General features: G+C 56.1%; 27 protein-coding genes. 17 read left to right on the top strand and 10 right to left on the bottom strand.

The features are described from left to right. Together ACR0B3_RS18020 and rnr are read left to right on the top strand one after the other, a co-directional pair. A complete protein-coding gene (locus ACR0B3_RS18020; RefSeq protein WP_480810255.1) occupies window positions 1–576 on the top strand; it encodes a TIGR04282 family arsenosugar biosynthesis glycosyltransferase in 576 nt (191 codons plus the stop codon). 57 nt (window positions 577–633) lie between these two features. Next, on the top strand, window positions 634–2,892 hold the full coding sequence (gene rnr, locus ACR0B3_RS18015) for a ribonuclease R (RefSeq protein WP_480810254.1): 2,259 nt from the start codon (window positions 634–636) through the stop codon (window positions 2,890–2,892). Here rnr and ACR0B3_RS18010 read toward each other — a convergent pair. Both ACR0B3_RS18010 and ACR0B3_RS18005 read right to left on the bottom strand, forming a co-directional pair. Next, complete coding sequence (locus ACR0B3_RS18010) at window positions 2,883–3,269, bottom strand: DUF1801 domain-containing protein (RefSeq protein ID WP_480810253.1); 387 nt, start codon at window positions 3,267–3,269, stop codon at window positions 2,883–2,885. The genes rnr and ACR0B3_RS18010 overlap by 10 nt on opposite strands. Beyond that, entirely contained in the window at window positions 3,266–3,964 is a 699-nt protein-coding gene (locus tag ACR0B3_RS18005; protein ID WP_480810252.1) for a glutathione S-transferase family protein, read from the bottom strand. Before ACR0B3_RS18005 ends, ACR0B3_RS18010 begins: the two co-directional genes overlap by 4 nt. 82 nt (window positions 3,965–4,046) lie before the next feature. On the opposite strand from ACR0B3_RS18005, the gene ACR0B3_RS18000 reads away from it, so the two are divergent. Both ACR0B3_RS18000 and ACR0B3_RS17995 read left to right on the top strand, forming a co-directional pair. Further along, the gene (locus tag ACR0B3_RS18000; RefSeq protein ID WP_170686926.1) at window positions 4,047–4,754 is read left to right on the top strand and encodes a helix-turn-helix transcriptional regulator; all 708 of its coding nucleotides are present in this window, start codon (window positions 4,047–4,049) and stop codon (window positions 4,752–4,754) included. A gap of 70 nt (window positions 4,755–4,824) precedes the next feature. After that, window positions 4,825–6,141: a lytic murein transglycosylase gene (locus tag ACR0B3_RS17995; RefSeq protein ID WP_480810251.1), complete on the top strand. Its 1,317-nt coding sequence runs from the start codon at window positions 4,825–4,827 to the stop codon at window positions 6,139–6,141. 40 nt (window positions 6,142–6,181) lie between these two features. Here the strand turns inward: ACR0B3_RS17995 and ACR0B3_RS17990 are convergent, their stop codons facing one another. Next, the gene (locus ACR0B3_RS17990; protein WP_480810250.1) at window positions 6,182–7,579 is read right to left on the bottom strand and encodes an aspartate aminotransferase family protein; all 1,398 of its coding nucleotides are present in this window, start codon (window positions 7,577–7,579) and stop codon (window positions 6,182–6,184) included. 75 nt (window positions 7,580–7,654) lie between these two features. After that, window positions 7,655–8,338: a GntR family transcriptional regulator gene (locus tag ACR0B3_RS17985; protein WP_480810249.1), complete on the bottom strand. Its 684-nt coding sequence runs from the start codon at window positions 8,336–8,338 to the stop codon at window positions 7,655–7,657. 140 nt (window positions 8,339–8,478) lie between these two features. Between ACR0B3_RS17985 and ACR0B3_RS17980 the strand changes: the two genes are divergently transcribed. From ACR0B3_RS17980 to ACR0B3_RS17960, 5 genes are all read left to right on the top strand, one after another. Further along, entirely contained in the window at window positions 8,479–9,564 is a 1,086-nt protein-coding gene (locus ACR0B3_RS17980) for a polyamine ABC transporter substrate-binding protein (protein ID WP_170724995.1), read from the top strand. 70 nt (window positions 9,565–9,634) lie between these two features. Then, window positions 9,635–10,762, top strand: a complete 1,128-nt coding sequence (locus ACR0B3_RS17975) for an ABC transporter ATP-binding protein (RefSeq protein ID WP_480810248.1) — start codon at window positions 9,635–9,637, stop codon at window positions 10,760–10,762. Continuing rightward, window positions 10,762–11,652, top strand: a complete 891-nt coding sequence (locus ACR0B3_RS17970) for an ABC transporter permease subunit (RefSeq protein ID WP_170761196.1) — start codon at window positions 10,762–10,764, stop codon at window positions 11,650–11,652. Before ACR0B3_RS17975 ends, ACR0B3_RS17970 begins: the two co-directional genes overlap by 1 nt. Then, window positions 11,649–12,467, top strand: a complete 819-nt coding sequence (locus tag ACR0B3_RS17965; RefSeq protein ID WP_170761198.1) for an ABC transporter permease — start codon at window positions 11,649–11,651, stop codon at window positions 12,465–12,467. Before ACR0B3_RS17970 ends, ACR0B3_RS17965 begins: the two co-directional genes overlap by 4 nt. Then, on the top strand, window positions 12,464–13,765 hold the full coding sequence (locus ACR0B3_RS17960; protein ID WP_480810247.1) for an NAD(P)/FAD-dependent oxidoreductase: 1,302 nt from the start codon (window positions 12,464–12,466) through the stop codon (window positions 13,763–13,765). Before ACR0B3_RS17965 ends, ACR0B3_RS17960 begins: the two co-directional genes overlap by 4 nt. Here ACR0B3_RS17960 and ACR0B3_RS17955 read toward each other — a convergent pair. The 3 genes from ACR0B3_RS17955 to fliK all read right to left on the bottom strand — a co-directional run bounded on the left by ACR0B3_RS17955 (window position 13,760) and on the right by fliK (window position 16,570). After that, on the bottom strand, window positions 13,760–14,575 hold the full coding sequence (locus ACR0B3_RS17955; protein WP_480685065.1) for a phosphotransferase: 816 nt from the start codon (window positions 14,573–14,575) through the stop codon (window positions 13,760–13,762). The two genes, ACR0B3_RS17960 and ACR0B3_RS17955, sit on opposite strands and share 6 nt — an antisense overlap. 108 nt (window positions 14,576–14,683) lie before the next feature. Further along, a complete protein-coding gene (locus ACR0B3_RS17950) occupies window positions 14,684–15,340 on the bottom strand; it encodes a flagellar hook capping FlgD N-terminal domain-containing protein (RefSeq protein WP_480810246.1) in 657 nt (218 codons plus the stop codon). Between the two features lie 3 nt (window positions 15,341–15,343). Then, a complete protein-coding gene (gene fliK / locus ACR0B3_RS17945; RefSeq protein ID WP_480810245.1) occupies window positions 15,344–16,570 on the bottom strand; it encodes a flagellar hook-length control protein FliK in 1,227 nt (408 codons plus the stop codon). A 113-nt stretch (window positions 16,571–16,683) separates the two neighbouring features. On the opposite strand from fliK, the gene ACR0B3_RS17940 reads away from it, so the two are divergent. From ACR0B3_RS17940 to ACR0B3_RS17915, 6 genes are all read left to right on the top strand, one after another. Then, complete coding sequence (locus ACR0B3_RS17940) at window positions 16,684–16,956, top strand: rod-binding protein (RefSeq protein WP_480810244.1); 273 nt, start codon at window positions 16,684–16,686, stop codon at window positions 16,954–16,956. After that, the gene (locus tag ACR0B3_RS17935; protein WP_480810243.1) at window positions 16,949–17,296 is read left to right on the top strand and encodes a flagellar biosynthesis protein FlgN; all 348 of its coding nucleotides are present in this window, start codon (window positions 16,949–16,951) and stop codon (window positions 17,294–17,296) included. The genes ACR0B3_RS17940 and ACR0B3_RS17935 overlap by 8 nt, the downstream gene beginning before the upstream one ends. A gap of 210 nt (window positions 17,297–17,506) precedes the next feature. Continuing rightward, the gene (locus ACR0B3_RS17930; RefSeq protein WP_170686939.1) at window positions 17,507–18,724 is read left to right on the top strand and encodes a flagellin N-terminal helical domain-containing protein; all 1,218 of its coding nucleotides are present in this window, start codon (window positions 17,507–17,509) and stop codon (window positions 18,722–18,724) included. A 77-nt stretch (window positions 18,725–18,801) separates the two neighbouring features. After that, window positions 18,802–19,176 (top strand): flagellar biosynthesis regulator FlaF, encoded by a 375-nt coding sequence (gene flaF / locus ACR0B3_RS17925; RefSeq protein WP_480810242.1) that lies wholly within the window; start codon window positions 18,802–18,804, stop codon window positions 19,174–19,176. Next, complete coding sequence (gene flbT / locus ACR0B3_RS17920) at window positions 19,176–19,577, top strand: flagellar biosynthesis repressor FlbT (RefSeq protein ID WP_170725006.1); 402 nt, start codon at window positions 19,176–19,178, stop codon at window positions 19,575–19,577. The genes flaF and flbT overlap by 1 nt, the downstream gene beginning before the upstream one ends. Further along, window positions 19,514–20,371, top strand: coding sequence for a DUF1217 domain-containing protein (locus ACR0B3_RS17915; RefSeq protein WP_480810241.1), 858 nt, complete (start codon window positions 19,514–19,516; stop codon window positions 20,369–20,371). Before flbT ends, ACR0B3_RS17915 begins: the two co-directional genes overlap by 64 nt. A 125-nt stretch (window positions 20,372–20,496) precedes the next feature. Here the strand turns inward: ACR0B3_RS17915 and ACR0B3_RS17910 are convergent, their stop codons facing one another. The 3 genes from ACR0B3_RS17910 to ACR0B3_RS17900 form a co-directional block, all read right to left on the bottom strand. Beyond that, window positions 20,497–22,077, bottom strand: a complete 1,581-nt coding sequence (locus tag ACR0B3_RS17910; RefSeq protein WP_480810240.1) for a DUF427 domain-containing protein — start codon at window positions 22,075–22,077, stop codon at window positions 20,497–20,499. 90 nt (window positions 22,078–22,167) lie between these two features. Beyond that, entirely contained in the window at window positions 22,168–22,869 is a 702-nt protein-coding gene (locus ACR0B3_RS17905; RefSeq protein WP_480810239.1) for a winged helix-turn-helix domain-containing protein, read from the bottom strand. Beyond that, window positions 22,841–23,128: a hypothetical protein gene (locus tag ACR0B3_RS17900; protein ID WP_480810238.1), complete on the bottom strand. Its 288-nt coding sequence runs from the start codon at window positions 23,126–23,128 to the stop codon at window positions 22,841–22,843. The genes ACR0B3_RS17905 and ACR0B3_RS17900 overlap by 29 nt, the downstream gene beginning before the upstream one ends. 176 nt (window positions 23,129–23,304) lie before the next feature. Here ACR0B3_RS17900 and ACR0B3_RS17895 point away from each other — a divergent pair, with 176 nt between their 5' ends. Further along, window positions 23,305–23,775, top strand: coding sequence for a hypothetical protein (locus ACR0B3_RS17895; RefSeq protein ID WP_480810237.1), 471 nt, complete (start codon window positions 23,305–23,307; stop codon window positions 23,773–23,775). 110 nt (window positions 23,776–23,885) lie between these two features. Then, window positions 23,886–24,503 carry a ribonuclease HII gene (locus ACR0B3_RS17890; protein WP_480810290.1) on the top strand — a complete coding sequence of 206 codons (618 nt, stop codon included), beginning with the start codon at window positions 23,886–23,888 and terminating at the stop codon, window positions 24,501–24,503. Window positions 24,504–24,528: the final 25 nt, after the last annotated feature.

The following is a 24,528-nucleotide window of genomic DNA, read 5'->3' as shown; positions in this document are numbered from 1 at the left end:
ATGCAAAGAACGCTGATCATCATGGTGAAAGAACCGCGCCCGGGCCGGGTCAAAACCCGTTTGGGTCGCGATATTGGCATGGTTGGGGCGGCCTGGTGGTTTCGGCATCAGACGCGCGCACTGATCCGGCGCTTGCGTGACCCGCGCTGGCAGATTGTTCTGGCGATTTCGCCCGACCGGGAAGGGTTAAATAGCCGGGTTTGGCCAATTGACTTACCGCGCGCGGCACAGGGAGGCGGAGATTTGGGGGATCGCATGGGCCGGATGCTTCGCAAAGCCCCGAAAGGGCCCGTCTGCCTGATTGGCGCCGATATCCCAGGGATCACGCGCGGTCACATCGCGCGCGCATTTGGCGCGTTGGGCCGGGCCCAGATTGTGTTCGGGCCTGCGCCGGATGGCGGCTATTGGCTGGTCGGGGCGCAGCGTTTTGGCGCGTTACCTTCAGGGCTGTTTCATGATGTGCGCTGGTCGACGGAGCACGCGCTGGCTGACACTTTGGCGTCAATCCCGGGGTGTCGTGTGGCAATGCTGGATCATCTGCGCGATGTGGATACCGTGGCCGATCTGCATTGCTGACCTGATGCGCCGATTTTTGGTCATGACGCGGTCGCATGCCCGTGTTAGGCCGAACCTATGACACGCATTCCGACCAAGCAGGAGGTCCTCGACTGGATCTCTGCGAACCCCACCCTGACTTCGAAACGCGATATCGCCAAGGCCTTTGGGATCAAGGGGGCGGATCGGATCGACCTGAAGCGTATCCTTAAGGAGCTTGAGGCCGAGGGGCATCTGGAGAAGCGCAAGCGCAGCTATCGTGATCCAGATCGCCTGCCGCCGGTTAGCGTATTGCAGGTGAAGGCGCCGAATGTTGATGGTGACTTGTTTGCACGTCCCTTGGAATGGCATGGCGAAGGGGTTGAGCCGGTCGTTCTGCTGATCACCCGCGCGAGCGACCCGGCACTGGGCGAGGGCGACCGTATTCTGGCTCGGCTGACGGTCGTGCATGAGGAAGACCACAACTACGAGGCCCGCCTGATCCGCCGCATTGGCACCAACCCGCGCAAGATCGTTGGCATATTCCGCAAAGGGGCCGAGGGGGGCCGGATCGTACCTATCGACAAGGCCGGGTCCACCGAATGGCTGGTCGCGGACGGGGCCGTTCTGGGGGCAAAGGACGGTGAGCTGGTCGAGGCCGAACAGGCCGGTCCCAAGAACCGCATGGGCCTGCCGCGGGCGCGCATTGTCGAGCGGCTGGGTGATCCGACCGCGCCCAAGGCTGTGTCGCTGATCGCGATCCACCAACATGGTATCCCGGACGATTTCCCCGACAAGGTGATCGACGAGGCCGACAAGGCCAAACCCGTTGGTTTGAAAGGGCGTGAAGACCTGCGCGATATGCCTTTGCTGACCATTGACCCCTCGGATGCGCGGGATCATGACGATGCCTGTTACGCGCACTCAGATGACGACCCGAAAAACCCGGGTGGGCATGTGATCTGGGTCGCTATCGCTGACGTGGCCGCCTATGTGCAGCCCGGTACCGCTCTGGACCGCGAGGCGCGCAAACGCGGCAATTCCAGCTATTTTCCCGATCGTGTGGTTCCGATGCTGCCGGATCGTCTATCGGGCGATCTGTGCTCGCTGCACGAAGGCGTTCCGCGCGCCTGCATTGCGGTTCGGATGCAGATCGACGCCGAAGGCAACAAGATCGGCCACCGATTTGTACGCGGCCTGATGCGCTCTGCCGCCTCGCTAAATTATGCCGAGGTGCAAGAGGCCATTGATGGCACACCGAACGACCGTACCGGGCCTTTGTTGGAGACGGTGCTGAAACCGCTCTATGCAGCCTATGCCGCGATGAAAAAAGCGCGGGACGTGCGGCAGCCGCTGGAACTGGACCTGCCGGAGCGCAAGATTGTCCTGTCCGATACAGGCGAAGTGACCAGCGTGGCGTTCCGCGACCGGCTGGATGCGCATAAGCTGATTGAAGAATTCATGATCCTCGCCAATGTCGCCGCTGCCGAGACGCTGATCGCCAAGCGACGCCCGCTCCTGTTTCGTGTGCACGAAGAACCCGCGCCGGAAAAGCTGGAAAGCCTTCGGGAAACCGCGCAGGCGGCAGGTTTGAATCTGGCAAAGGGACAGGTGCTGCAAACACGGCATCTCAATGCGCTGTTGAATGCCGCCGCCGGGACTGAGGATGCCGAGCTGATCAACTTGACGACTTTGCGGTCGATGGCACAGGCCTATTACAACCCCGAAAACTTCGGTCATTTCGGACTGGCCTTGCGGAACTATGCGCATTTCACCTCACCCATCCGGCGCTACGCCGACCTGATCGTGCACCGCGCGCTGATCACGGCCCATGGCTGGGGCAAGGACGGGCTGACCGAGGATGAGATTGCTCGGCTAGAGGAGACCGCAACCCATATCTCGGACACTGAGCGCCGCTCGATGATGGCTGAACGCGATACCACCGACCGTTATTTGGCTGCCTACCTCAGTGAGCGCGTGGGCAACGAGTTCTCCGGGCGCATCAGCGGTGTCGCCCGGTTCGGCGCTTTCGTGAAGATGGATGAAACGGGTGCGGACGGCTTGGTGCCCGTGCGCTCACTAGGGCGAGAGTTCTTTCATTTCGATCGTGAGGCGGGAACGCTTATGGGCTCGGATACCGGGTTGATCATCGCCATTGGCCAGCGTGTGACCGTGCGCCTGACCGAGGCGACGCCGGTGACAGGCGGGCTTGAGCTTGAGCTGTTGTCCATCGACGATCAGGCCCTGCCGCGCGGACGTGGTCCTGCCAAGCGTGGGTCTCGGCGCAAAGCTGTCAGCACCAAGCGCAAAAAAGACAAGATCAAGCGCAAGGTGGAACGCAAACGCCGTCAGAGGTGATAGGTCAGCGCACGCGCGATCAGCCAGCCGTGGCGCGTTGGGTCAATTTGATCGACGGATTCAAACAGCACTGCACGGCTGCCTTCGATCTGATCCTCGCCGGGAAAGGCGGACGTAAAGTCTCCTATCAATCGGCTTTGGCAATGTACAAACAAAGCAAACTTGGCAGACTTGTGCCCGCCCAAGCGGATCGTTGATCCCTTGGGCGCCAGATAAGCGGGTTGACCCCACCGCAACGCTTCTTCCAATGGCTGGGCGCTTGGTAGAGTGGCCGCGGTCTCAAAGATCAGCTCACGCAATGCAAGTACCCCGCTGCGCGTCTCTTCTGGCAACGCTTCGAAGGCTGCGGCCACTTTCTCGTCCTCAAAAGGTGTCATGACAGTGGGATCGCCTGTTCCATTCGGTCGACATAACTGCTTAGCAGCTTATCCTGTTTGATCCGGCGGGTCAGGGGGGTGTCTGACGGCGAGGCGCGCATGGCAGCAAGCATCGGGCCGACACTCATGTCTGCCGAAGTTGGGTGCTCGCCCAAAAGGTAAGGCGATTGCCAAAGGTAAGCCGAGATCGCCTCAAGATCATGTTCCAGCCGGTCCCGCCTTTCGGCGGGCGAAAAGCGGGAAACGCCCTGAAATGCGAGCCCCTTGAGAACAGATTTGCGGACCGAGTTCGAAACCGGTGTGCGGATCAGCGCGGGAATGACCGTGAAGAACGTATCGCGCAGGATTGGCCAGACGTCATCATTGGCCCAGCGATCCTGCACGATATGGAAGTACAAGTGTTCCTCGGCCATTCGGATCAGAGTTCGGGATTGGGCCTTTTGCAGGTCAGTCAGGCCAGCATCAAAATTAGCCCCCTTTGCCTCGAGCCAGTCTCGGATCAGGTCACTGTCTGGAATTAGACGCTCGGGCGTGCGCAAGACCGGCAGCTTTTGGTGCGGCATCTTGCGCGGGTCCAACATATCGGATCGTTGCCATTGCTGGCCTGCGCTTTGAAGCATCAGGGCTGTTTTAACGCAGAACGGGCTGGCACTGAATAGGCCGAAGGCAGAGGGGAAGGTGAGAAGGGTCAGCATTATCAGCTCCATGATTGGGATTCCCGATGGATATGCTGTACTGATGACAGTTTCTGACATTAGGTTTAGGTTAGTGTGCACTATGTCTCGCACCGCCCGTCTGTTTCAGTTGATGCAAGCCTTGCGTTCTGGCCCTTCGCCCAGGACGTCGGTTCAGTTGGCGCAGGATCTGGGCGTCTCACCGCGCACAGTGCATCGCGATATCGATTCATTGCGCGGCCTTGGGGCGGTAATCGACGGAGAGGCTGGATTTGGGTTCACCCTGATCGAGGATGCGACTCTACCGCCCTTGGGATTCACCAATGACGAGCTTGAGGCGTTGGTTTTGGGCCTGCGTGAAGTGCAACTGATCGGGGATCCGGCCCTGTCCGATGCGGCAAGTGCGGCCTTGCGCAAACTGCAGGGTCGGTTGCCGCAGCGCCAGTCACATCGGCTGAGCCACGCGGTCCTGACTGCGACGCGGTTCGACCGGCCCGCCGTGCCAACCATCGATGTCGCTGTGCTACGCCAAGCTGCGTGGGACGAACGGGTTGTCGAGTTTGCCTATACCGATGCCAAAGGCGCGGATACCCGACGCCGGGTCAGTCCGCTAAGCATCGTCTATATGGACCGCGCCAGTGTTTTGCTTAGCTGGTGTCACCTGCGAACGGATTTTCGCGTATTTCGGTTGGATCGTATGCAGAGCATGGATGTGACCGAGGAAAGCTTTCGACCCAATCGCGTTTCGCTGTTGCGCGAGGCGATCGCCCGTATCCGTGCTGACCGAGAGGCACAGGAACACGAAACCTAGCGTTCGGCGTTTTGAGAAATCGCAATTCTGCGCTATCATCGGTCCTGAGCAGTAATCAGGAAAAAACGGAATGCGTAAGTGCGTAGGTGGCGTCATGACCGCCGCATTATGGGCATCCATCGTGCAGGCGGATACAACAGACAAGTCAATTCGGCCTTTGGCCCGACCTTTGGTCGAAAATGTGCAACTGGCTTCGGCGGATGTAACCGTCTCGGTGCGGCCGGTATTGCGCCCTAGCGTTGGTGTGCATCGGATCTCAGCAGAAGGGAATGCCCGCTTCCAGGCTTGGCTGGGTGCGTTTCGCGAGAGGGCGCAGGAGCAAGGTATCTCAGCCCGCACGCTGGATCGTGCTCTGGCAGGGGTGACCTATGACAGCGACATCATCAAACGAGATCGCAATCAGGCGGAATTTTCCAAACCGATTTGGGAGTATCTGGATTCTGCTGTTTCCAAAACGCGTGTTGCGAATGGGCGCGCGGGTTTGGAGCAGCATCGCCAGACCCTGACCCGTATTGAGGCGCAATATGGTGTTGAAAAAGAAGTTGTTACAGCGATCTGGGGCCTCGAGACCTCGTTCGGAACCTATCGGGGCAGCAAGCAAACCATCCGGTCGCTGGCGACGCTGGCCTTTGATGCGCGGCGGGCGCGCTTTTTTGAGGCACAGCTGATCGCCGCGCTACAGATCCTGCAGGCAGGGGATGTAGATACCGCCAATATGGTCGGCAGTTGGGCCGGGGCGATGGGTCACACTCAGTTTATGCCGACCTCATTTCTAGATCACGCGGTTGATTTCGACGGTGATGGGCGGCGCGATATCTGGTCGGACGATCCAACCGATGCCTTGGCATCAGCCGCTGCGTATCTGGCAAAACATGGTTGGACCAAGGGCCAGCCCTGGGGCGTCGAGGTGCGGTTGCCTTCCGACTTTGACTACGCCAATGCGCGGCGCGATTTTACACTGATGCCATCGGAGTGGGCCGCGCGTGGGGTTCTGACATTCTCGGGCAAGGCAGTGGCTGATCACGGCCAAGCAGCGATCCTGCTACCGGCGGGTGGTCGGGGTGTGGCCCTCATGATCTTTGACAATTTCAAGGTGATTGAGGCGTATAACGGCGCCGATGCTTATGTGATCGGGATAGGACATCTGTCTGATCGGCTTGCCGGTGGCGTTCCGTTTCAGACTGAATGGCCGCGCGGGGATCGCGTCCTGAGCTTTAGCGAAAAGAAGGAGTTGCAGCGCCGGTTGACGCAGGCAGGCTTCGATACGCAAGGGATCGACGGGCGGACTGGGCCAAATACGATCAATGCGGTGCGCGCATTTCAGGTTGCGCAGGGGCTGGTCCCGGATGGATACCCCTCGATCAGCCTGCTGGAGAGAATGCGATGAGCGTCAGGACGGCCCATCTGGGCCGCCTGTGATCTTTCAGTCAAGACGCGGGCTTCATCAGGCCTTTTTCGTTGATCTCGACCAATGCTCCATCCAGCGATTTGTGAATACGTTCAAACATTTCGTCAATCTCGGCCGGCGTGATGACCAATGGCGGAGAAATCACAAGCCGGTCATCCACATGCCGCATGATCAAGTTGTTTTTGAAACAATGTTCGCGGCAGATATACCCGATTGTTCCTGGGTCTGAGGCGAACTTGGCCCGGCTGGCTTTTTCGGGTGTTAACGCAATGGACCCCATTAGACCTGCGATCTTCGCCTCTCCGACCAGCGGGTGCTCGACCAGCGCCTCCCATTTCTCTTTCATGTAAGGCGCGGCCACGTTGCGCACGTGGTCGAGGACGTTCTCTTCCTCAAGGATACGCAAATTCTCAAGAGCCACCGCCGCCGCAACCGGGTGACCGGAATAGGTATAGCCATGGTTGAACTCGGTGGCACTGATGACCTTTGCCACCTCGTCGCACACCATCGAACCACCGATAGGCGCATAGCCCGAGCTAAGTCCTTTGGCGATTGTCATGATATGCGGTTTGATCCCAACGGTTTGTGAGCCGAACCAGTTGCCGGTGCGGCCAAAGCCGCAGATCACCTCATCCGCGATCAGTAGGATATCGTACTTGTCGCAGATACGCTGAATTTCCGGCCAATAAGTGTCGGGCGCGATGATCACGCCGCCTGCACCCTGTACAGGCTCGGCGATGAAGGCTGCAACGCGATCCTCGCCCAGTTCCTGAATGGCCTCTTCGAGTTCGCGCGCGCGGGCAAGGCCGAATTCCTCAGGGGTCATATCGCCGCCTTCCGCCCACCAGTTCGGCTGGTTGATATGGTGGACATTCGGGATCGGAATGCCACCCTGCGCATGCATTCCTGCCATGCCACCCAACGACGCTGATCCCACGGATGAGCCGTGATAGGCATTCTTGCGGCTGATGATGATGTTCTTGTCGGGCTGACCTTTTTCAGCCCAATAGGTGCGGACCAAGCGGATATTGGTGTCGTTGGCCTCGGACCCGCTGCCTGCAAAGAAGACGTGGTTCAGATCGCCTGGCGCAAGTTCGGCCAGTTTCGCGGCCAAAGCGATGGCAGGTGTGTGGGTCGTCTTGAAGAAAGTATTGTAGTAGGGCAGCTCGCGCATTTGACGTGCGGCGGCCTCGGCCAGTTCGTCGCGGCCATACCCGATATTTACGCACCACAATCCGGCCATCCCATCCAGAATGTCGTGCCCTTCACTATCGGTCAGATATACGCCCTTGGCGCGGGTGATGACCCGGACACCTTCGGCACCCAACGCTTCATTGGTTGAGAACGGATGCAGATGGTGCGCTGCGTCCAGTGCCTGCAATTCGGCAGTGGGCATGTGATTGGTGATGGTGGACATCGAGGATTCTCCAGCAAGCATTGTTGCCGAACAGAATATGATCAAATTTTATACTGTCAATCGAATCGCTGTTTTCTAGGCGCTGGGCAAGGCATCGCCCATCATTCCCATACCCTGTACAATGTCCTGTGCCGTTGCCAATGCGGCCTTTTCTGCATCTCGCCCGCGTAACGCGGCGATGATGTCTTTGTGCCTGTCGGGCAAGCTTTGTGTTCCAAAGCGGCCGCAAACGATGCGCAATGAAGGGCCGAATCGCAACCAAAGCCTCTCGGCCAGATCAACAAGGATCGGAGCGTCAGCATGGGAATACAAAGACTGATGAAAAGCATGGTTCAGACGTAGGTAACCCCCTACATCTCCATCTGCGATCATGTTGTCCAACCGCTGATCCAACTGTTCAAGATGGTCGATATCGGTTGAGGTGATATTTCTGGCGGATCGCCTGGAAAGCTCTGTTTCTATTGATATTCTTGCGAAAATCATCTGCTCGATATCATTGGCTGAAAGCAGCGGTACGCTTACGCGACGATTACCCTGAAAGATCAATGCGCCATCTGAAATCAGACGACGTATCGCCTCGCGTACCGGGGTCATGCCGACACCAAGCGAATCGGTCAGACCCTGAATCGTAACCGGCTGTCCGGGCACAAGATCGCCAAACAGAATCTGCGATTTTAATGTGCGATAAACCTGTTCATGCGCCGGGCGTTTTTCTTCAGCTGCTAAGGGTGCAACTGCTTTATTTTTGATCAAATCCAAAAGGTTTACCTTAATCTGAGTGTTTCTATCTTGCCAGAATCTGGACCTGCTTCAACCATAGGTGAAAGCACCGTGAAACGCAAAACTTGATCAAATCCAAAAAAAGGTCAAAATGGCCGCACAGTTGCAGGGAGAAAAATATGAAACTGAAAACGCTGGGGATGACAGCGATCGTCGCATTGGGGACTTCGGCCGCGTTTGCCGAAGAAGTGCGCGTCTATAACTGGTCCGACTATATTGACGAAGATCTGCTGAGCAAATTCGAACAAGAGACAGGGCTGACCCTGATCTACGATGTCTTCGACAGCAACGAAGTTCTGGAAACTAAAATGCTGGCGGGTGGGTCAGGCTATGATGTGGTTGTGCCTTCAGGCACATTCCTGCAGCGCCAGATTCAGGCGGGCGCCTTCCAAGAGCTGGACGCTGCCAAATTGTCGAATGCGACTAACTTATGGGATGTGATTCAGGAGCGTACCGCAGGGTATGACCCCAACAATGCCTACTCGATCAATTATATGTGGGGCACGACTGGTATCGGGCTGAATGTCGACAAGGTCAAAGAAGTGCTTGGCGATGACGTCGCGCTTAACAGCATGGACCTGGTGCTAAAACCCGAGAATATGGAAAAGCTGGCTTCGTGCGGCGTACATTTCCTGGACGCGCCAGCTGAGATCATTCCGATGGTACTGCAGTATATCGGTGAAGATCCGGACAGCCACGACACGGATGTGATTGGGAAGACCGAAGAGGTTCTGACCAGCGTGCGCCCGCACATTCAGAAATTCCATAGCTCGGAATACATCAATGCGCTCGCCAATGGTGATATCTGCGTGGCTGTGGGTTGGTCAGGCGATATCTTGCAGGCACGCGACCGCGCGGCCGAAGCCGATAACGGTGTGGTCATCGAATACCATCCCTTTGCGGAAGGTTCGCTGATGTGGTTCGACCAAATGGCTATTCCGGTCGATGCGCCAAACCCCGAAGGCGCGCATCAGTTCCTGAACTTTATTCTGGATGCCAACAATATGGCCGCGGCGTCGAACTATGTGTATTACGCCAACGGCAACAAGGCCTCGCAGGAGTTCCTTGAAGAGGACGTTATCGGTGATCCGGCGATCTATCCGGATGATACGACCATGCAAAACCTCTACATCACCACACCCTATCCGGCAAAGACACAGCGGGTGGTGACGCGTCTCTGGACCAAAGTGAAATCAGGCACCTGATCTGATTTCGGCGCAAGGCGGACCCTCTGCCTTGCGCCTTTTTTATCCTGACCGATAGACGGGGGCCGCCTTGAATTCTGAAGTTTTTGCGCCGTGGGATGACCCGCTGGCGAAACCCTTGATCCAGTTCCAAAACGTCACCAAACGCTTTGGCGGCTTCACGGCAATCGATAATTTGTCATTGGATATCTACGAGCGCGAGTTTTTTGCTCTGCTAGGGCCATCTGGCTGCGGCAAGACCACGATGATGCGAATGCTGGCCGGTTTCGAAACCCCAACCGAAGGTCACATCCTTCTGGGCGGACAGGATATCGACCCGATTCCGCCGAACAAGCGGGCGGTGAACATGATGTTTCAGTCCTACGCGCTGTTTCCGCATCTGAGCATCTGGGACAACATCGCATTTGGCTTGCGCCGGGACAATATGCCCAAGCACGACTTGGAGGAGCGGGTCGAAGAGATGCTGCGATTGACTCGGCTCGAGCAATTCGCACGCCGCAAGCCGCACCAGATTTCGGGTGGTCAACGCCAGCGTGTGGCACTCGCCCGATCGTTGGCAAAGGCACCGAAACTGCTGTTGCTCGACGAACCTTTGGGTGCTCTGGATAAGAAACTTCGCCAAGACACTCAGTTCGAGTTGATGGACATACAGGAAAAGACCGGCACAACCTTTGTTATCGTGACCCACGATCAGGAAGAGGCGATGACCGTCGCCAGTCGAGTGGCTGTGATGGATCAGGGCAAATTGATGCAAGTGGCAACCCCGGATCGCATCTATGAGACACCGAATTCGGTCTATGTCGCTGATTTCATTGGTGATGTGAACATCATCGAAGGGCGCGCGACCAGCCAGGGCGACGAAACCTATCAGATCGATTGGGCAGAAGGGCAGCCTCCGCTTACGGCCTCTTCCGCGACCCAACTAACTAATGGGCAGAGCTGCCATCTGGCCATTCGGCCCGAGAAAGTGGCGATTTCAGCCGAGCGCCCAGTTGATGCGATCAACGCCATTCAGGGAAAGGTGCATGACATCGCCTATCTGGGCAACCTGTCGACCTATCACGTCGAACTGCCAAACGGCACGATCATCAAGGCGCAAACGGCGAATACCCGTCGCATCTCGCGCCGTTCGTTCACCTGGGAAGACCCGGTTTGGCTGTCCTGGACAGCGACTGCCGCGGTTCTGCTGGAAAACTGATGCGCCGCGCTGTCCTGATCGCCATTCCCTATGTCTGGCTGCTGGCGCTTTTTCTGGTGCCCTTCTTCATCGTCCTGAAGATTTCGGTATCAGACACCGCACTTGCCATTCCACCCTACACCCCGACCCTTGACCTGTCCGCAGGTTGGGCTGGTATCAAGGATTTCTTCAGCCAACTTGATCTTGAGAATTTCATCTGGCTGACCGAGGACGATCTGTACTGGAAGGCTTACCTGTCTAGCGTGAAGATTGCGCTGATCTCGACGATCCTGACATTGCTTGTGGGCTACCCGGTCGCTTATGCGATGGCTCGCGCACCGGAAGAATGGCGACCAACGCTTATGATGCTGGTCATCCTTCCATTCTGGACCTCGTTTCTGATCCGGGTTTACGCGTGGATGGGCATCCTCAGCAACGAAGGCTATCTGAACCAGCTATTGCTTTGGACAGGCATCATCTCAGCGCCACTGACCATTCTGAACACCAATACTGCGGTGTATATTGGCATCGTCTATACCTACCTGCCTTTCATGATCCTGCCGATTTATTCGTCGCTTGAGCGCATGGACGGGTCGCTGATCGAGGCGGCCGAAGACCTTGGATGCTCACGCCTGCAGGCATTCTGGTTGATCACAATCCCCTTGTCGCGCCCCGGTATTATCGCAGGCTGCTTCCTCGTGATGATTCCGGTGATTGGGGAATTCGTAATCCCCTCGCTACTGGGCGGATCGGGGACCTTGATGATCGGTAAGGTGTTGTGGGAAGAGTTCTTCTCGAACCGCGATTGGCCGGTCGCCAGCGCGGTGGCCGTGGTTCTGTTGCTCATCCTCGTGATCCCGATTGTGCTGTTCCAGCGCAACCAGCAAAAGCAGACGGAGGCTGAACAATGAACAGGCTGAGCTGGTTCAACACTGTCTCACTGACGCTGGGATTTGCCTTTCTGTATATTCCGATGATCATCCTGATCATCTTCAGCTTCAACGAAAGCAAACTTGTCACCGTTTGGGCCGGGTTCTCGACCAAATGGTACGGCGAATTGATGCAGAACGAAGCCTTCCTTGATGCAGCCTGGGTCACGCTACGCGTTGCCGTATTCTCATCAACGCTGGCAACGATTCTGGGCACCGCAGCGGCCTATGTTCTGGTACGCGGTGGGCGGTTCTTTGGGCGAACGCTGTTTTCCGGGATGATCTATGCCCCGCTGGTGATGCCCGAAGTGATCACAGGCTTGTCGCTGCTGCTGCTGTTCATTGGGATTGGCTTGGACCGAGGTATCTTGACCATCGTTCTGGCGCATACCACCTTTTCGATGTGCTTCGTCTCGGTCGTCGTATCCTCGCGTCTTGTTACCTTTGACCGGTCACTGGAAGAGGCGGCGCTGGATCTGGGCTGCTCTCCGGCGCAGGCGTTTCGTCTGGTCACCCTGCCAATCATCGCGCCTGCAGTGATTTCGGGATGGCTGCTGGCTTTCACTCTATCGCTGGATGACCTGGTGATTGCCTCGTTTACATCTGGGCCTTCTGCCACCACTTTGCCGATCAAGATTTTCTCGGCTGTACGTCTGGGCGTCAGCCCAGAGATCAACGCTCTGTCCACGTTGATGATCGCGGTCGTCACTGTAGGTGTCATCACCGCGTCACTGGTGACGAAACGCGCGATGGTTCGACAGAAGCAGGATGAACTGGCTGCGGCGCAGACCGAATGAAGCGTATCTTTCCGGATTATGCCTATAGCCCAGCACCCAGGGCCGGGTGTTGGTGGGACGAAACGATTGCGACGCCGAATTGGCCTAAATTGGATGGTGATCTCAGCATTGATGTCGCCATTATCGGCGGCGGATTTACTGGCCAGTCCGCCGCGTTGCATCTGTCCGAGGCTGGGGTGTCGGTCGCTGTCTTCGAAGCAGAAACACCGGGTTGGGGTGCGTCTGGTCGAAACGGGGGGTTCTGTTGTCTGGGCGGTTCGAAGTTGAGCCAAGCAAGCCTAATGCGCTACTATGGCGAAGCGGCGACGCGGGCTTACAATGAAGCTGAGGAAGATGCAGTATCGCTGGTGGCCAACCTGTTGTCTGGTCACCGGATCCAAGCGGATACGCATTCCAAGGGTGAAACCCAGCTGGCCCATTCAAAACGGGCCATGGAACGCCTGCGCCGAACAGCCGAGCCGAACGGGCAACTGCATGAAGGTCATGAGTTGCAGGGCCTCGGGTTAGGTGGTGCATTCTTTGGCGGGTACACAACGCCGGTCGGTTTTGGCCTGAACCCACGGAAATACCTGTTTGGTCTTGCAGAAGCGGCCCAGACCAAGGGGGCAATACTATTCCAGAACAGCGCGATCACCCAGATCAAAAAGAGTGCTTCAGGCTTCGTACTGTCATCTCAAACGGGAAATATCCGCGCATCGAATGTCCTCATTTGCACAAATGGTTATTCAAGCGAAGACCTCCCGCCATGGATGGCTGCACGTTATATGCCGGCGCAATCGACAGTCCTGGTTACACGCTCGCTGAGCGAAACAGAGCTACAGGCGCAAGGATGGACATCCGGTCAGATGGCTTATGACACGCGCAATCTGCTGCATTATTTCAGGATGATGCCGGATCGACGGTTTCTGTTTGGGATGAGAGGGGGGCTGTTGTCCTCACCCCGAGCCGAGGCGCATATTCGGCGAAAGGTAGTCCAGGATTTCAAGCGCATGTTCCCTGCTTGGGATACGGTGGACATCACGCATATGTGGTCAGGTATGGTCTGCCTTGCCCGTAATCTTGTGCCCTTTGTCGGGCCGGTTTCGGGGCAAGAGGGTATGTATGCGGGGTTCGCATATCACGGTAATGGTGTTGCAATGGGAACTTATAGCGGGCGCGCGCTGGCGCGGCTGGTGTTGGGGCAACCTTCTGAACTCCCCCCTCCCATCGCCACTCTGCCGGGTCGGTTTCCCTTTGGTCGCTGGCGCCGTGCTGTGATGCCACCTGCCTATGCCTATTTGGGTTTGTCGGATTTATAGCGCTGCAATCTCAAGCTCGAACCCCTTTGCGTAGTCAGGTGCGCCGTTCTCAACCCGCCAAAGACAATAGGCCGCCATACGCCATGCATACCAAGGCTGTAGCGCCTGATAGCGCCTGGTTACATCGGGTTGATCATACGCAACAAGGAACTGCGCCACTTCGACCTCTGACAAGGGCGCGCCGCGATAGAGCTGTTGCATCGCAGGCGAAAGGAACATCGCCAAATCTTCGCAGGGGTCGCCAATAGCGGGGCACTGCCAATCGATAAGCGTCAAGCTGTCCGCAGATTGCAGGATGTTTCCGGCAACAGGATCGCCATGGATAAGGCTTGGCTCGGGCAGCGGGGGAACTTGTGTCCAAGGTTTCTTTGCAAGCAATACTTTCTGTTTTTCTGACCGGCAGCCCGTCAGAATTCGATGCGCATGGTCTTGCAGTTCGTCGCTGCCGTTGCAGCCTTTGGGCAGGCTCAGTCGGATCGGCAACTGGTGGAGGCTTCTAAGCAGATGGGCCACGTCTTCGATTCCGGTGCGCCAGGTGGTTCCCGGTGCGTGGTCATAATAAACCCAGCTTTCATTCTCGAAGGAACCTGTCGCTTTTAGTTTCGGGACGAATCCGGTGCTTTTGAGCGCGTGCAGGCATTCCGCCTCAAGCCGGGCATCGTTGCGGAACAAGGGGTTTTGAAACTGGGTGCTATACAGTTTCAGAACTGAACCGTCATCGCCGGATAACACTTTCCAAACCCGATTGGTTCGCCCGCCATATAGCGCCTCAAAACTTGCATCGGGATGGATCAGTCCCTGAGCATGCAACAGCGCAACAAGTCCAGAGGGGGGGTGACTATGATCAGACAGGTGAGTTTCCGAAGTTGGTGTGGCGAGTCGTTGTGTGCCAAGGTTTGGCCCGCCTCGCCATTCAGATCAAGCGCCCGTTCGAATTTGAGTGACTATGTCGGCAGGAACCTCAGCACCGCTATCAAGTTTCAAGACGATTGCACCTTCGCTAACTTGCGCCTCGACCACCCTGCCAAAGGTGGATGCTGGAGTACTGGATAGCAATTCACCGTTTTGAAAGCTCTCCAGAGCCGCCGTGTAAACGCCAGCGGGCAATGGATCACCACCGCTATTCACCCCTGCCCACTCGAATTCGGCCTCGTCAGTGGGAACGGGAATGCGGCTAACCATGATTCCCTGCTCATCACGGATGACCAATTCGGCTCGATCAGCGGTCGGCTCGGCCTGTGCTTGAATAGCAACTGGCTGATCCTCAAATCTAAAGGGTCCGGTGGTTTGAACGTTCATCCCAACCCAGCCACTTAGCTGATTCAGATTGACGGCCCCCATTGACAGCGCCAGATCCGATAAGATTTCATTGGCTTTAACCTGTTGTTCAACCATGGAAAACTGCGCCAGTTGCGACGCGTATTCCGATGCATCCAATGGTTCCAGAGGATCCTGGTTTCGTGCCTGAACTGTCAGCATGCGCAGGAAAGTTTCAAAGTCTGATGTTAAAGCTGAACGTTGGGGATTGTTTGCGGTCGCGGTTGTCGCGGCCGCTGAACTGGTAGCTGTGATCATGGGTTAAAGCCTCATATCAAGGCCCCGTCGAGGGCCGATTTGAATCGTTGGTGCGGGAGCGCCATTGTTATCGGCCCCGTCAATTGCATTTGCGGAAGCCGTGTGATCTGGCGGTGCATCTCGCTGAGCGGTGTCGCCCGACAGTCCAAGATCCAGTGACAAATCCCCATAACCCAGCCTTTCGAACTCGGCGGACAGGATCGCGATGTGCCGCCGCATTAGGTCAAGAGTCTCGGGCCGTTCGGCGGCGATGGTCAGATAAAATCCGTCTTCTCGACCGTTCAACGTGATCGATACGCGGCCAAGCTCTTCGGGGTTCAGGGCAATCTCGACGCCTCCGGCGCTTGGCCGGGTAGAAATCGCTGCGGCCAGTTGCCCTGCAACTGCGCGTGCTACCTCGGCGCGTGCTGTTGAGATGGGCATCGTTTGCGTTGACTCGCGTAGTGTTTGCCCCGCCGCTAGGTCTTTGGGCCTGAACATGTCCTCAGTTTCAGGGCTGTTGTCGAGGTCAAAGGACGCATTGACAGGCGTGGGTGCTAAAGGTTGAGCCAGTGGCTGCGAGGTGAACGAGCTAGGCGGATTGACCTGTTGATTTGCTTGCTCGACTGGTGCGCCGCTCAGACCAATACCAAATCGCATCTCGGTATCGGCTTTGCGGAGTTCCTGTTTCGGGCTCACATTCATAGTAGGGGGCAAGCTCAACATGGTTGGGTCCAGCGTTTGCTGGCGTATGCGTTTCGGCCCATCGTGAGCTATTTGATCAGGGACGGCACGCGACGGAACGCTCTGTTCCAGAGGATGAACCACCGGCTCAATCATTGCTGTATTTGGTGTTTGGGGCGATGCGATCGCCTCTGAATTCGGTCTATTTGCCGTGGTTTCTGGCGCGAGAGCAGTAGGATTTACATCCAGCGATACCTTTGCCGGACGATTGCCTGGTGTCAGCGCATCGCGCGTGGTCGTCAGCGGCAGGGCTAGGAGCGCTTCGTCGATTTTGCTCGTATCCTCAGAGGCGCCATCCTCAGAAATCTCGCTGTCTGATTGCTCAGTGCGCTCCTCGATGTCGGAAATCATAACTTCAACCGCTTCCACTTCTGGATACTCGCCATCCGCATTCAAGACGTCTTCAAAAACAACGTCGCCCTTTAAACCATGTCCTTTTTCCGGATGTGTCTCAGCTTTGCTGCTCATGGGTTGAACGGCTGTCATGATTGCTAGCGGATTGGGCATATCTGGCTCTGGCTCCGATTGTCTGAACCGCACAGTGCCCCTAGGAAGTTACGTTTATTTTAACTGCTCTCCTCTTTGATCGTGAAAGTTCGAAGCAATTTTCGGAGAAACCGATGACGATTACTCTGACTGGCGCAAGCTCGCAGTCCCCTCAGATCCCTCAGAAACTGAAAGCAGCATCCGTGGAATTGGAGGCAGCGTTTCTTTCCGAAATGCTTAAGTCTGCAGGCTTTGGCAAGGCGCGAAGCTCATTCGGGGGCGGTGCAGGCGAAGATCAGTTTTCTTCATTTCTGGTAAAGCAACAGGCGCAGCAAATAGCCAGGGCAGGGGGGATCGGTCTTTCCGAGATTCTGCTTAATGCAATGATGGAGAAGTCCGATGGATAATGACCCGATTCAGGCTTTGGAAGACCTGTTAGACCTTGAACGTAACGCGTTAGTCCAGGGGGATTTGACTGATCTTGGTCGTTTGACACCTGAAAAGGAAAGCCTGATTGGCGCGATTCACGAACTGCAGGTGTTGGAAAGCGATGATCTGATTCGTGTTCAGAAAAAAGCTGCACGAAATCAGGCCCTTTTGAACAGCGCGGCAGAAGGCATTCGGGCGGTGGCAGACCGGATGACGGAACTGAACCGCGTTAGGCAGGAATTCAGCACTTATGACGCCTCGGGTCAGCGCAGTGGGTTTGCTTTGCGATTGCAAGCCAAGCTGGAAAAGCGGGCCTAGATCCCGGTTTTATTCAAATCCTAGATTTTGGAGCCGCCCGTCTTAGCACTCCGTTAGGGGATCACCGGCAAATGTGGCGATGCACCTGGAATAACAGGTGGCGCGAAGGCCCTTAGGCGCGACGCACAGGTCAGAACGACAGAATGCCTGCCGATACGGTGGGTCCAACATGGGCGTCAAATGCGCCCGAACGCTAAGAGGATGACTAATATGTCCAGCATTCTGACAAACAATGGCGCCATGGTTGCGCTGCAAACCCTTAAATCGGTCAACAAGAACCTCGCGTCGACGCAAAATGCGATTTCGACCGGTAAGGATGTAGCCACCGCCAAAGACAACTCGGCCGTTTGGGCGATCTCCAAGGTGATGGAATCGGACGTCAACGGGTTCAACGCGATCAAGGATAGCCTTGCGCTGGGTGAATCGACCGTTGCGGTGGCACGAAACGCTTCTGAGACAGTGACTGATCTGTTGAATCAGATGAAAGGCAAGATCGTTGCGGCGCAAGAAGACAACGTTGATCGCGCCAAGATCAACACCGATGTAGCGGCACTTAGAGATCAGATTGAATCTGTTGTTGGGGCTGCCCAGTTCAACGGCCTCAATTTGGTAAACGGTGGAGCAGGTGCAAATATCCTGTCCTCGTTGGACCGAGATAACGCAGGTAACGTAACAGCGTCCTCCATCAGCGTTTCAGCCCAGAACCTCTCGACTGGAGGTTATACAGCGGCGGATGTCTTTACTGGCACTGATGGGGTCACGGCCGATACCGCTGATGCCTTCGGATTTTCGTTAGATGGCAATGGCGGAAGCGATGATGATGGCAGCATCGTGATTGCTGATCCCGGTACATTATCAGCGGGCGATACTTTCACAGTTCGACTAGGCGATGATGTCGCATCTTATACGGTCCGGGCGGAAGACATCGCCGCAGGCAACGCACCGGAAGAGATCATTGCAGCGGGGCTGAAGGCGGCAATCGAAGCGTCGGATGCCAACGTTTCGGTCGTCTATGATCCGGGAACAAACGCGGCACAGCTGGATATCACCAACGAAGGATCGGACTCGCTGCAGATCAGTGGTCAATATGCAAATGCGAATTCCGGTGGTCTAGGAGCTCTGGCCTCGATTGACGTATCGACCTCGGCGGGTGCATCAGCCGCACTTGGAGCGATTGAAGGCCTGATCGATACCGCGATTGATGCCTCGGCGGCTTTTGGTTCGGCGCAGGGTCGCATCGAGACTCAGAAAGAGTTCATCTCGAACCTGTCTGACTCGTTCAAATCCGGTATCGGCTCATTGGTTGACGCCGACATGGAAGAAACGTCGGCCCGACTGCAGGCGTTGCAGGTGCAGCAGCAGTTGGCCACCCAATCGCTGTCGATCGCAAACCAGGCGCCACAGTCCATCCTGTCGCTGTTCCGTTAATTTAGGAACTGATCCGGGGCACGCTTGTCGTGCCCCGGATTTAACTGCCCGCTGAAGGACAATTGGAAGGATTTCAAGTGACACCCCAAACGCTCGCTCAACGCGCTTATGCGCAATCTTCTGCACCGACGCGAACACCACGGGATACCGAGTACGAGGCGATTTCCAAAATTACGCACAGGTTGAAGGCCGCTGCAGCAAAGAAGGCATCGGACTTTGGAGGGTTTGTACAAGCTCTGCACGAGAACCGCCGGCTGTGGAGTGTTCTGGCAACCGATGTAGCAGACGCGGATAACGCACTTCCAAACAATTTGCGGGCCCGGATATTCTATTTGGCTGAATTCACCGAACAGCACAGTAGTCAGGTACTGGGGAATAAAGCGACCGTTGAACCGCTGCTTGAGATCAACATGGCTGTTCTGCGTGGGCTTCGCCAGGTGAGGGGTAATTGATGAGTGGTCTTGTGTTGAAACTCGCCCCCAAAGAACGGGTGCTGATAAATGGCGTTGTGATCGAAAACGGGGATCGACGCAGCAGGTTTTCAATCATGACACCACAGGCGAATGTTCTGCGCCTGCGCGATGCCATCCACCCGGAAGAGGTGAATACGCCGGTACGCCGGGTCTGTTATGCCGCTCAATTGGTCCTTTCGGGCGATACTGAACCCGATCAAGCCAGACAACAGTTGTTGCGTCGCGTGGAAGAGCTGAGTCAGGTCTTCACCGATGCCGATAGTCGCCGGGTGCTGGCTGATGCCACAGAGGCGCTGGTGGCAGAGCAATACTACAAGTGTCTGAAATCTTTGCGCTCGCTGTTGCCGCGCGAAGAGCGCTTGATGGCGTATCAACAGTGACGTTTCAGCCGGTCATACCTACGGGCGGTCTGGTGGGCTGGCGTTTTCTGCAGCGCACGTATGATGCGCAGTTCCAAAGTTATTCGGCATCTGGGATCAACGAACGGGAAACAAAGTACTTTCTCGAAAACATCGGAAAGGTTCAATCCGTCGAGGATCTGGTTGCGGACAGACGATTACTGCAAGTGGCATTGGGTGCATTTGGTCTGGAGGGTGATCTGGACAATCGGTTTTTCATCCAAAAGATTCTGTCGGATGGCACGCAGGCGGATGATGCACTGGCGAACAGATTGGCCGATGGACGGTATCGTGAATTTGCAAATGCGTTTGGCTTGGGGCCGGGAGACATACGCAAGACCGGCTTCGCCAGTTCGATGGAAAAGATCGCGCAGGATAATTTGGTGGCTCGGTTCGAGATTTCAGTTGGTGAATCCGATGACTCCATGCGGATCGCCTTATACGCCCAGCACGCGTTGCGCGATCTGGCGTCACAAGAAGGGAGCGTGAACAGGAAATGGTTTGACCTGATGGGCCTACCACCTCTGCGCAGTATGATGGAAACTGCATTGGGATTGCCTACGGCTTTTGCTCAGCTCGATATCGATAAGCAACTTGAGGTGTTCAAAGAGCGGCTGCAGCGTGTCACAGGCTCGTCCGACTTGGCCCAATTCACTGAAGCCGAGGCAATCGAAAAACTGACAGACACCTATATGGCGCGCAATCAAATTGCTCAGTTTCAGCAGGTCACGTCACCAGCGCAGACAGCTCTGATCTTGCTTGGCGGCGGTGGTTAGATCTAATCAGATCTCCGACTTTGATATTCGCCAATCGATTACTTGGGCTGAGTCAGCAAACCAGTTAGGCAAGTAAGCCATGTTTCTGTGAAACAAGACGCGCCACTGCTGAAAAGCGTTCAGCCTCATTCTTGCCCTGCATCAAGCAAGACATCCGCAGAAGTTTGCAGAGCAAATGACTTGATTGGTTTAGAAACATTATGCAGCTTGATCGCCCCCAACGGGACGGCTTGTTTGCAGGCAGGTTCGATATCCTGCGAGACTACAATTCTGTGACCGACGGTTTTACCAAACTCGCCCAATCTGGCCGCAACATTGGCCGCCTGTCCAATCACTGTAAAGTCGAGCCTCTCACGAGAGCCGACATTGCCGTAAGTGACGCGCCCATAAGCAACGCCAATCGAACAGTCGCAATGGTGCTCACTTTCGCCGCTGCGCATTTCAGCCAGCTTCTCCACGATTTCAATCGCAGAGAGCTGCGCGTTTGATCGGGCTTTTACGGCATCGTCGCCTGCCGGAAAGACTGCGAGCACAGCGTCGCCGATGAATTTAAGAACCTCCCCATCATGGTCGTGTACAATTCCGGAGACCGTTTCGAAAAACGCGTTCAAAAGGTCGATATATTCATCGCGGCCCAGTTTTTCCTCCAACGCGGTCGAGTTGCGCAGATCGCAGAACATGATGGCGGCGTCGATGTCATCTCCATCACCGCGACGAATCTCTCCCCCCAAAACCCGAGCACCGGACCGTTTGCCCACATATGTTTCCAGCAGAGCCTGTGCGTTTTCGCGCTGCATGAAGACTTCGTAAAAACGCGCAATTACGGATGAGCACTCAAAGACCAGGCCAAGATTTTCTGTTGTGAACCCATTGGGGTGGTCACAAGTCAAAGTCAGGACATTTATCCGCCCATCTGAGAAGGGCAGCGGCATGGCGACGTAATCCGTTGCACCTTTCGCTCGCAGATCTTCGATGATTGGAAAACTATTATGTGGGTTGTCGTTATTCAGGCGTTGGCGCACACCACCCAGCCCATTCGAGACGTGTCGCAAGGGGCTATTGGTAAAGGCAGGATGATCGTGGATCTCGTAAGATGGGGTATGCGTTGAGATTTCCGCCGCGTCTTTCTCCCAAATATAGTGTTTGCCCGCGATCATCGGATGCAGAGACCAGACCAGAATGCTGAGGCGCTGAATCGCGATACCATGTTCCAGCATTTTCTCGGCCAGCGCCTTGGTGAACGCATCTGCCGTGTCACTTTCCGAGGCACCGCGCATGAGCCAGTCGATCAAAGGACCGCTGATATTGCCGTCGTCAGCCTCGCGCAGTTGGTTCTGGCCAAGATCGATCCGTGTCGCGGTATTTGGCATGAACCCGATATGTCCCTGAATGGCGGCGCTTTCGGGAAAGGCATCTTCATAAGCCCAGATCGAGTTCGTCAGACGCTCTTCGGGCAGGCTGATATCGTGGTAGGTAGCGGTGCCCTTGAAGGGGCAAAAGGTCTGCAATTCGGTTTCGGGCCCGAGTTCAACGCAGACGTCTTCGCGAGGGACATAGATCGCGGGGGGCAGTCGCGTTTCGTACATGACTTTTGCGTTGTGGCTTTCGGCCAGCAGGATATCACCCCGGTATATTGCGATCCGCCCCACCAGCGGTTCAACCGAAATCCCATAGCCTTTGACCTTTGGTGTGGCGTGGACGTTCATCTGCAACCTCCCTTTGCCAAGCCATCATATGATGGGCCTTCGGGGTGAGGATTCCAAGATGTGTCTGCTGATTTTACCGTAAATGCAGTGTCAGACCATCTGAATAACGTCTTTCTCGATCGACAGCATATAGCCCTTTTTAGCAATATTTTTAACCAGCAGTTCACTCACCATCTGGTTGCCCAAGGCATCGCGCAGACGTTTGATCCGGGTGGCCCCCGCGGCCTCATCACAATCTGAGGCGTGTTTGCCAGAAATCATCGCTTCGATCTGAGCGCCTGAAAGAACCTCGTCATCCAACCGGGATTCTGCCAGGACAGACAGCGTTTCCATCGCGGCCGGGGTCAGCTTGAAATCCATGTTGTTGAGGTAGACGGTGTTCTCTTCACGGCTGATCAGCAACGAGGTCACCTGTATTCCGGTACGCTCAATCTGGGCCATGCGGCGGTTCAGCAGCACCAGCATCACCAGAAACACAAGCGCAGCGATCAGCATGGCGCTGGCAAAGACCAGCAACACAAAAATGACCATGCGATAGCTGGACAGCGTATCGGCAAAGGCGGTGCCGGACTGGGCCAGAATCTCAAGCAGGCGGATTTCGGATTGTGAGGTCAGATCAGCCTCGACAAACAAACGCTCAACGCGCGCGTTGAAGGCATTTGCGTCCGGCAGGGTCCAAAACAGGAAGACTGCTGCCGTCACCAGAATCGCAACGATTGCCGCAATTCCCAGACCAACCAGCCGAACCCCCGAACGACGCGCTTCAGTAACGGAGATAGAATTTTCCGGCATTGGCCTTCCTTTGATCCAACCCATCCGACTCAAAAACGGTCATCACGTTCAGCAAGGTCCAGCCGTTTGATTTCAGCCGCTTCGCGACCTCTTTCTGGGCTGACCCTTTATTGCAGCTTGAGACCTGCATGACGCCATAGTGCAGGCGCAAGGGATTGTCCTGCTTGGCCTTGTAGTCGGCATAGCAATCTGCCGCGATGGCCTGCGACCCAACCGATATCAGGGCCGTCAGAGCCAGAGAAGAGAGGATCTGTTTCATGGGCTGCATCCTGCGCATGGGTTGGGCGGATATTCAATAACCTCAGGGGGTTTGAGGTGCTGATATTGGATAACAGTTTGGCGTTATTGCTTGTCTGACAGGGGTGATCGCAGGGTCGGTTCATCAAATACGGGGTCCGTTGCGGGCCTGCCCCATCATCCGAAAGGACACGCATCATGCATCGGAAATTTATCGCTCTGATCATCGCAACTGCCATTGCCATCACCGGGATATCGGCCTCACAAGCGCGCGCCGCGGATGCGCGGAATATTCTTGGCGGGCTGGCAGCGCTCGCCATTATCGGTGCGGCAGTGCACCATTATCAGGATGAAAAACGCGAGGAAGAAAAGGCGCGCCGCCACAAGCATAAGAAAAAGCAAGCAAAGAAAAAGGCGCAAAAGCATCCCGTCCGTCCTTTGCCCAATCGCGTTGCCCGCTATGATATTCCACAGCGCTGCTTGCGCACATTCAATGCCTATTCGAACACACGTCCGCTGCTTGGGCCGAACTGCCTCAAGAAGCACTACAAACATGCCGATAGCCTGCCTCACCAATGCAAGGTTGGTTTCTGGAATGGTAAAAAGGTAAAACGGGCATACGAACCCGCCTGCCTGCGCCAGAAAGGATACCGTGTCGTTTACCAGTAACCGGTTTCGAGCAGGAGTGGCGCCAAAGAAGCGCCGCGCGGGAGAGGGTGGCGCAAGCTGCCCTCTTCTTTTTTCTTGCGCTGGGCGCTGAAACGCGATTTGCCAGTGGCATGGCGACACCTGATTTTGAGCTCGAGACGGCCTTGTTGGCGCGTGGATACCCCCGAATTGCGGGTGTGGATGAGGTCGGGCGCGGCCCGTTGGCGGGGCCTGTAGTTGCGGCCGCCGTGGTCCTGAACCCGGATGACATCCCAGATGGGCTGAATGATTCCAAGAAACTGACCGCCAAGCGCCGAGCAGGTTTGGACGCAGAGCTGCGAGAGCGGGCGCAAGTTGCCGTTGCCGAAGCTTCGGTTGCCGAGATCGATGAACACAACATCCTGCGCGCCTCGCATCTGGCGATGATACGCGCGGTCGCGGCGCTGGACCCGGCGCCGGATTTTCTGCTGATTGATGGCAATATGATACCACGCGGCATGAAATTGCTTTCGCAGGCGGTGGTGAAAGGAGATGCGCGCTCAGTCTCGATTGCGGCGGCTTCAATCATCGCGAAAACCTGGCGTGATCAGTTGATGGTGGATTTGGCGCAACAGCATCCGGGATATGGGTGGGAGGCAAACGCAGGTTATCCGACAAAACAACACCGCGAGGCGTTGCGAAATCTTGGCGTGACCCCACACCATAGGCGTTCGTTTAAACCGGTCCACAATATCTTGTATCAAGAGTAAATCGTAAGCCGCTGATTCAAAAAAG

It is taken from the genome of Ruegeria sp. CE9 (genome assembly GCF_056537425.1).
The sequence above is the reverse complement of the archived record's forward strand: the minus strand, read 5'-3'. Positions and strand labels throughout refer to the sequence as shown.

What these genes read in the sequence shown, in the direction of transcription:
- ACR0B3_RS18020 (WP_480810255.1), top strand. Translation starts at nt 1, where the DNA reads ATGCAAAGAACGCTGATCATCATGGTGAAAGAACCGCGCCCGGGCCGG.
- rnr (WP_480810254.1), top strand. Translation starts at nt 634, where the DNA reads ATGACACGCATTCCGACCAAGCAGGAGGTCCTCGACTGGATCTCTGCG.
- ACR0B3_RS18010 (WP_480810253.1), bottom strand. Translation starts at nt 3,269, where the DNA reads ATGACACCTTTTGAGGACGAGAAAGTGGCCGCAGCCTTCGAAGCGTTG.
- ACR0B3_RS18005 (WP_480810252.1), bottom strand. Translation starts at nt 3,964, where the DNA reads ATGCTGACCCTTCTCACCTTCCCCTCTGCCTTCGGCCTATTCAGTGCC.
- ACR0B3_RS18000 (WP_170686926.1), top strand. Translation starts at nt 4,047, where the DNA reads ATGTCTCGCACCGCCCGTCTGTTTCAGTTGATGCAAGCCTTGCGTTCT.
- ACR0B3_RS17995 (WP_480810251.1), top strand. Translation starts at nt 4,825, where the DNA reads ATGCGTAAGTGCGTAGGTGGCGTCATGACCGCCGCATTATGGGCATCC.
- ACR0B3_RS17990 (WP_480810250.1), bottom strand. Translation starts at nt 7,579, where the DNA reads ATGTCCACCATCACCAATCACATGCCCACTGCCGAATTGCAGGCACTG.
- ACR0B3_RS17980 (WP_170724995.1), top strand. Translation starts at nt 8,479, where the DNA reads ATGAAACTGAAAACGCTGGGGATGACAGCGATCGTCGCATTGGGGACT.
- ACR0B3_RS17970 (WP_170761196.1), top strand. Translation starts at nt 10,762, where the DNA reads ATGCGCCGCGCTGTCCTGATCGCCATTCCCTATGTCTGGCTGCTGGCG.
- ACR0B3_RS17965 (WP_170761198.1), top strand. Translation starts at nt 11,649, where the DNA reads ATGAACAGGCTGAGCTGGTTCAACACTGTCTCACTGACGCTGGGATTT.
- ACR0B3_RS17960 (WP_480810247.1), top strand. Translation starts at nt 12,464, where the DNA reads ATGAAGCGTATCTTTCCGGATTATGCCTATAGCCCAGCACCCAGGGCC.
- ACR0B3_RS17950 (WP_480810246.1), bottom strand. Translation starts at nt 15,340, where the DNA reads ATGATCACAGCTACCAGTTCAGCGGCCGCGACAACCGCGACCGCAAAC.
- fliK (WP_480810245.1), bottom strand. Translation starts at nt 16,570, where the DNA reads ATGCCCAATCCGCTAGCAATCATGACAGCCGTTCAACCCATGAGCAGC.
- ACR0B3_RS17940 (WP_480810244.1), top strand. Translation starts at nt 16,684, where the DNA reads ATGACGATTACTCTGACTGGCGCAAGCTCGCAGTCCCCTCAGATCCCT.
- ACR0B3_RS17935 (WP_480810243.1), top strand. Translation starts at nt 16,949, where the DNA reads ATGGATAATGACCCGATTCAGGCTTTGGAAGACCTGTTAGACCTTGAA.
- ACR0B3_RS17930 (WP_170686939.1), top strand. Translation starts at nt 17,507, where the DNA reads ATGTCCAGCATTCTGACAAACAATGGCGCCATGGTTGCGCTGCAAACC.
- flbT (WP_170725006.1), top strand. Translation starts at nt 19,176, where the DNA reads ATGAGTGGTCTTGTGTTGAAACTCGCCCCCAAAGAACGGGTGCTGATA.
- ACR0B3_RS17910 (WP_480810240.1), bottom strand. Translation starts at nt 22,077, where the DNA reads ATGAACGTCCACGCCACACCAAAGGTCAAAGGCTATGGGATTTCGGTT.
- ACR0B3_RS17905 (WP_480810239.1), bottom strand. Translation starts at nt 22,869, where the DNA reads ATGCCGGAAAATTCTATCTCCGTTACTGAAGCGCGTCGTTCGGGGGTT.
- ACR0B3_RS17900 (WP_480810238.1), bottom strand. Translation starts at nt 23,128, where the DNA reads ATGAAACAGATCCTCTCTTCTCTGGCTCTGACGGCCCTGATATCGGTT.
- ACR0B3_RS17895 (WP_480810237.1), top strand. Translation starts at nt 23,305, where the DNA reads ATGCATCGGAAATTTATCGCTCTGATCATCGCAACTGCCATTGCCATC.
- ACR0B3_RS17890 (WP_480810290.1), top strand. Translation starts at nt 23,886, where the DNA reads ATGGCGACACCTGATTTTGAGCTCGAGACGGCCTTGTTGGCGCGTGGA.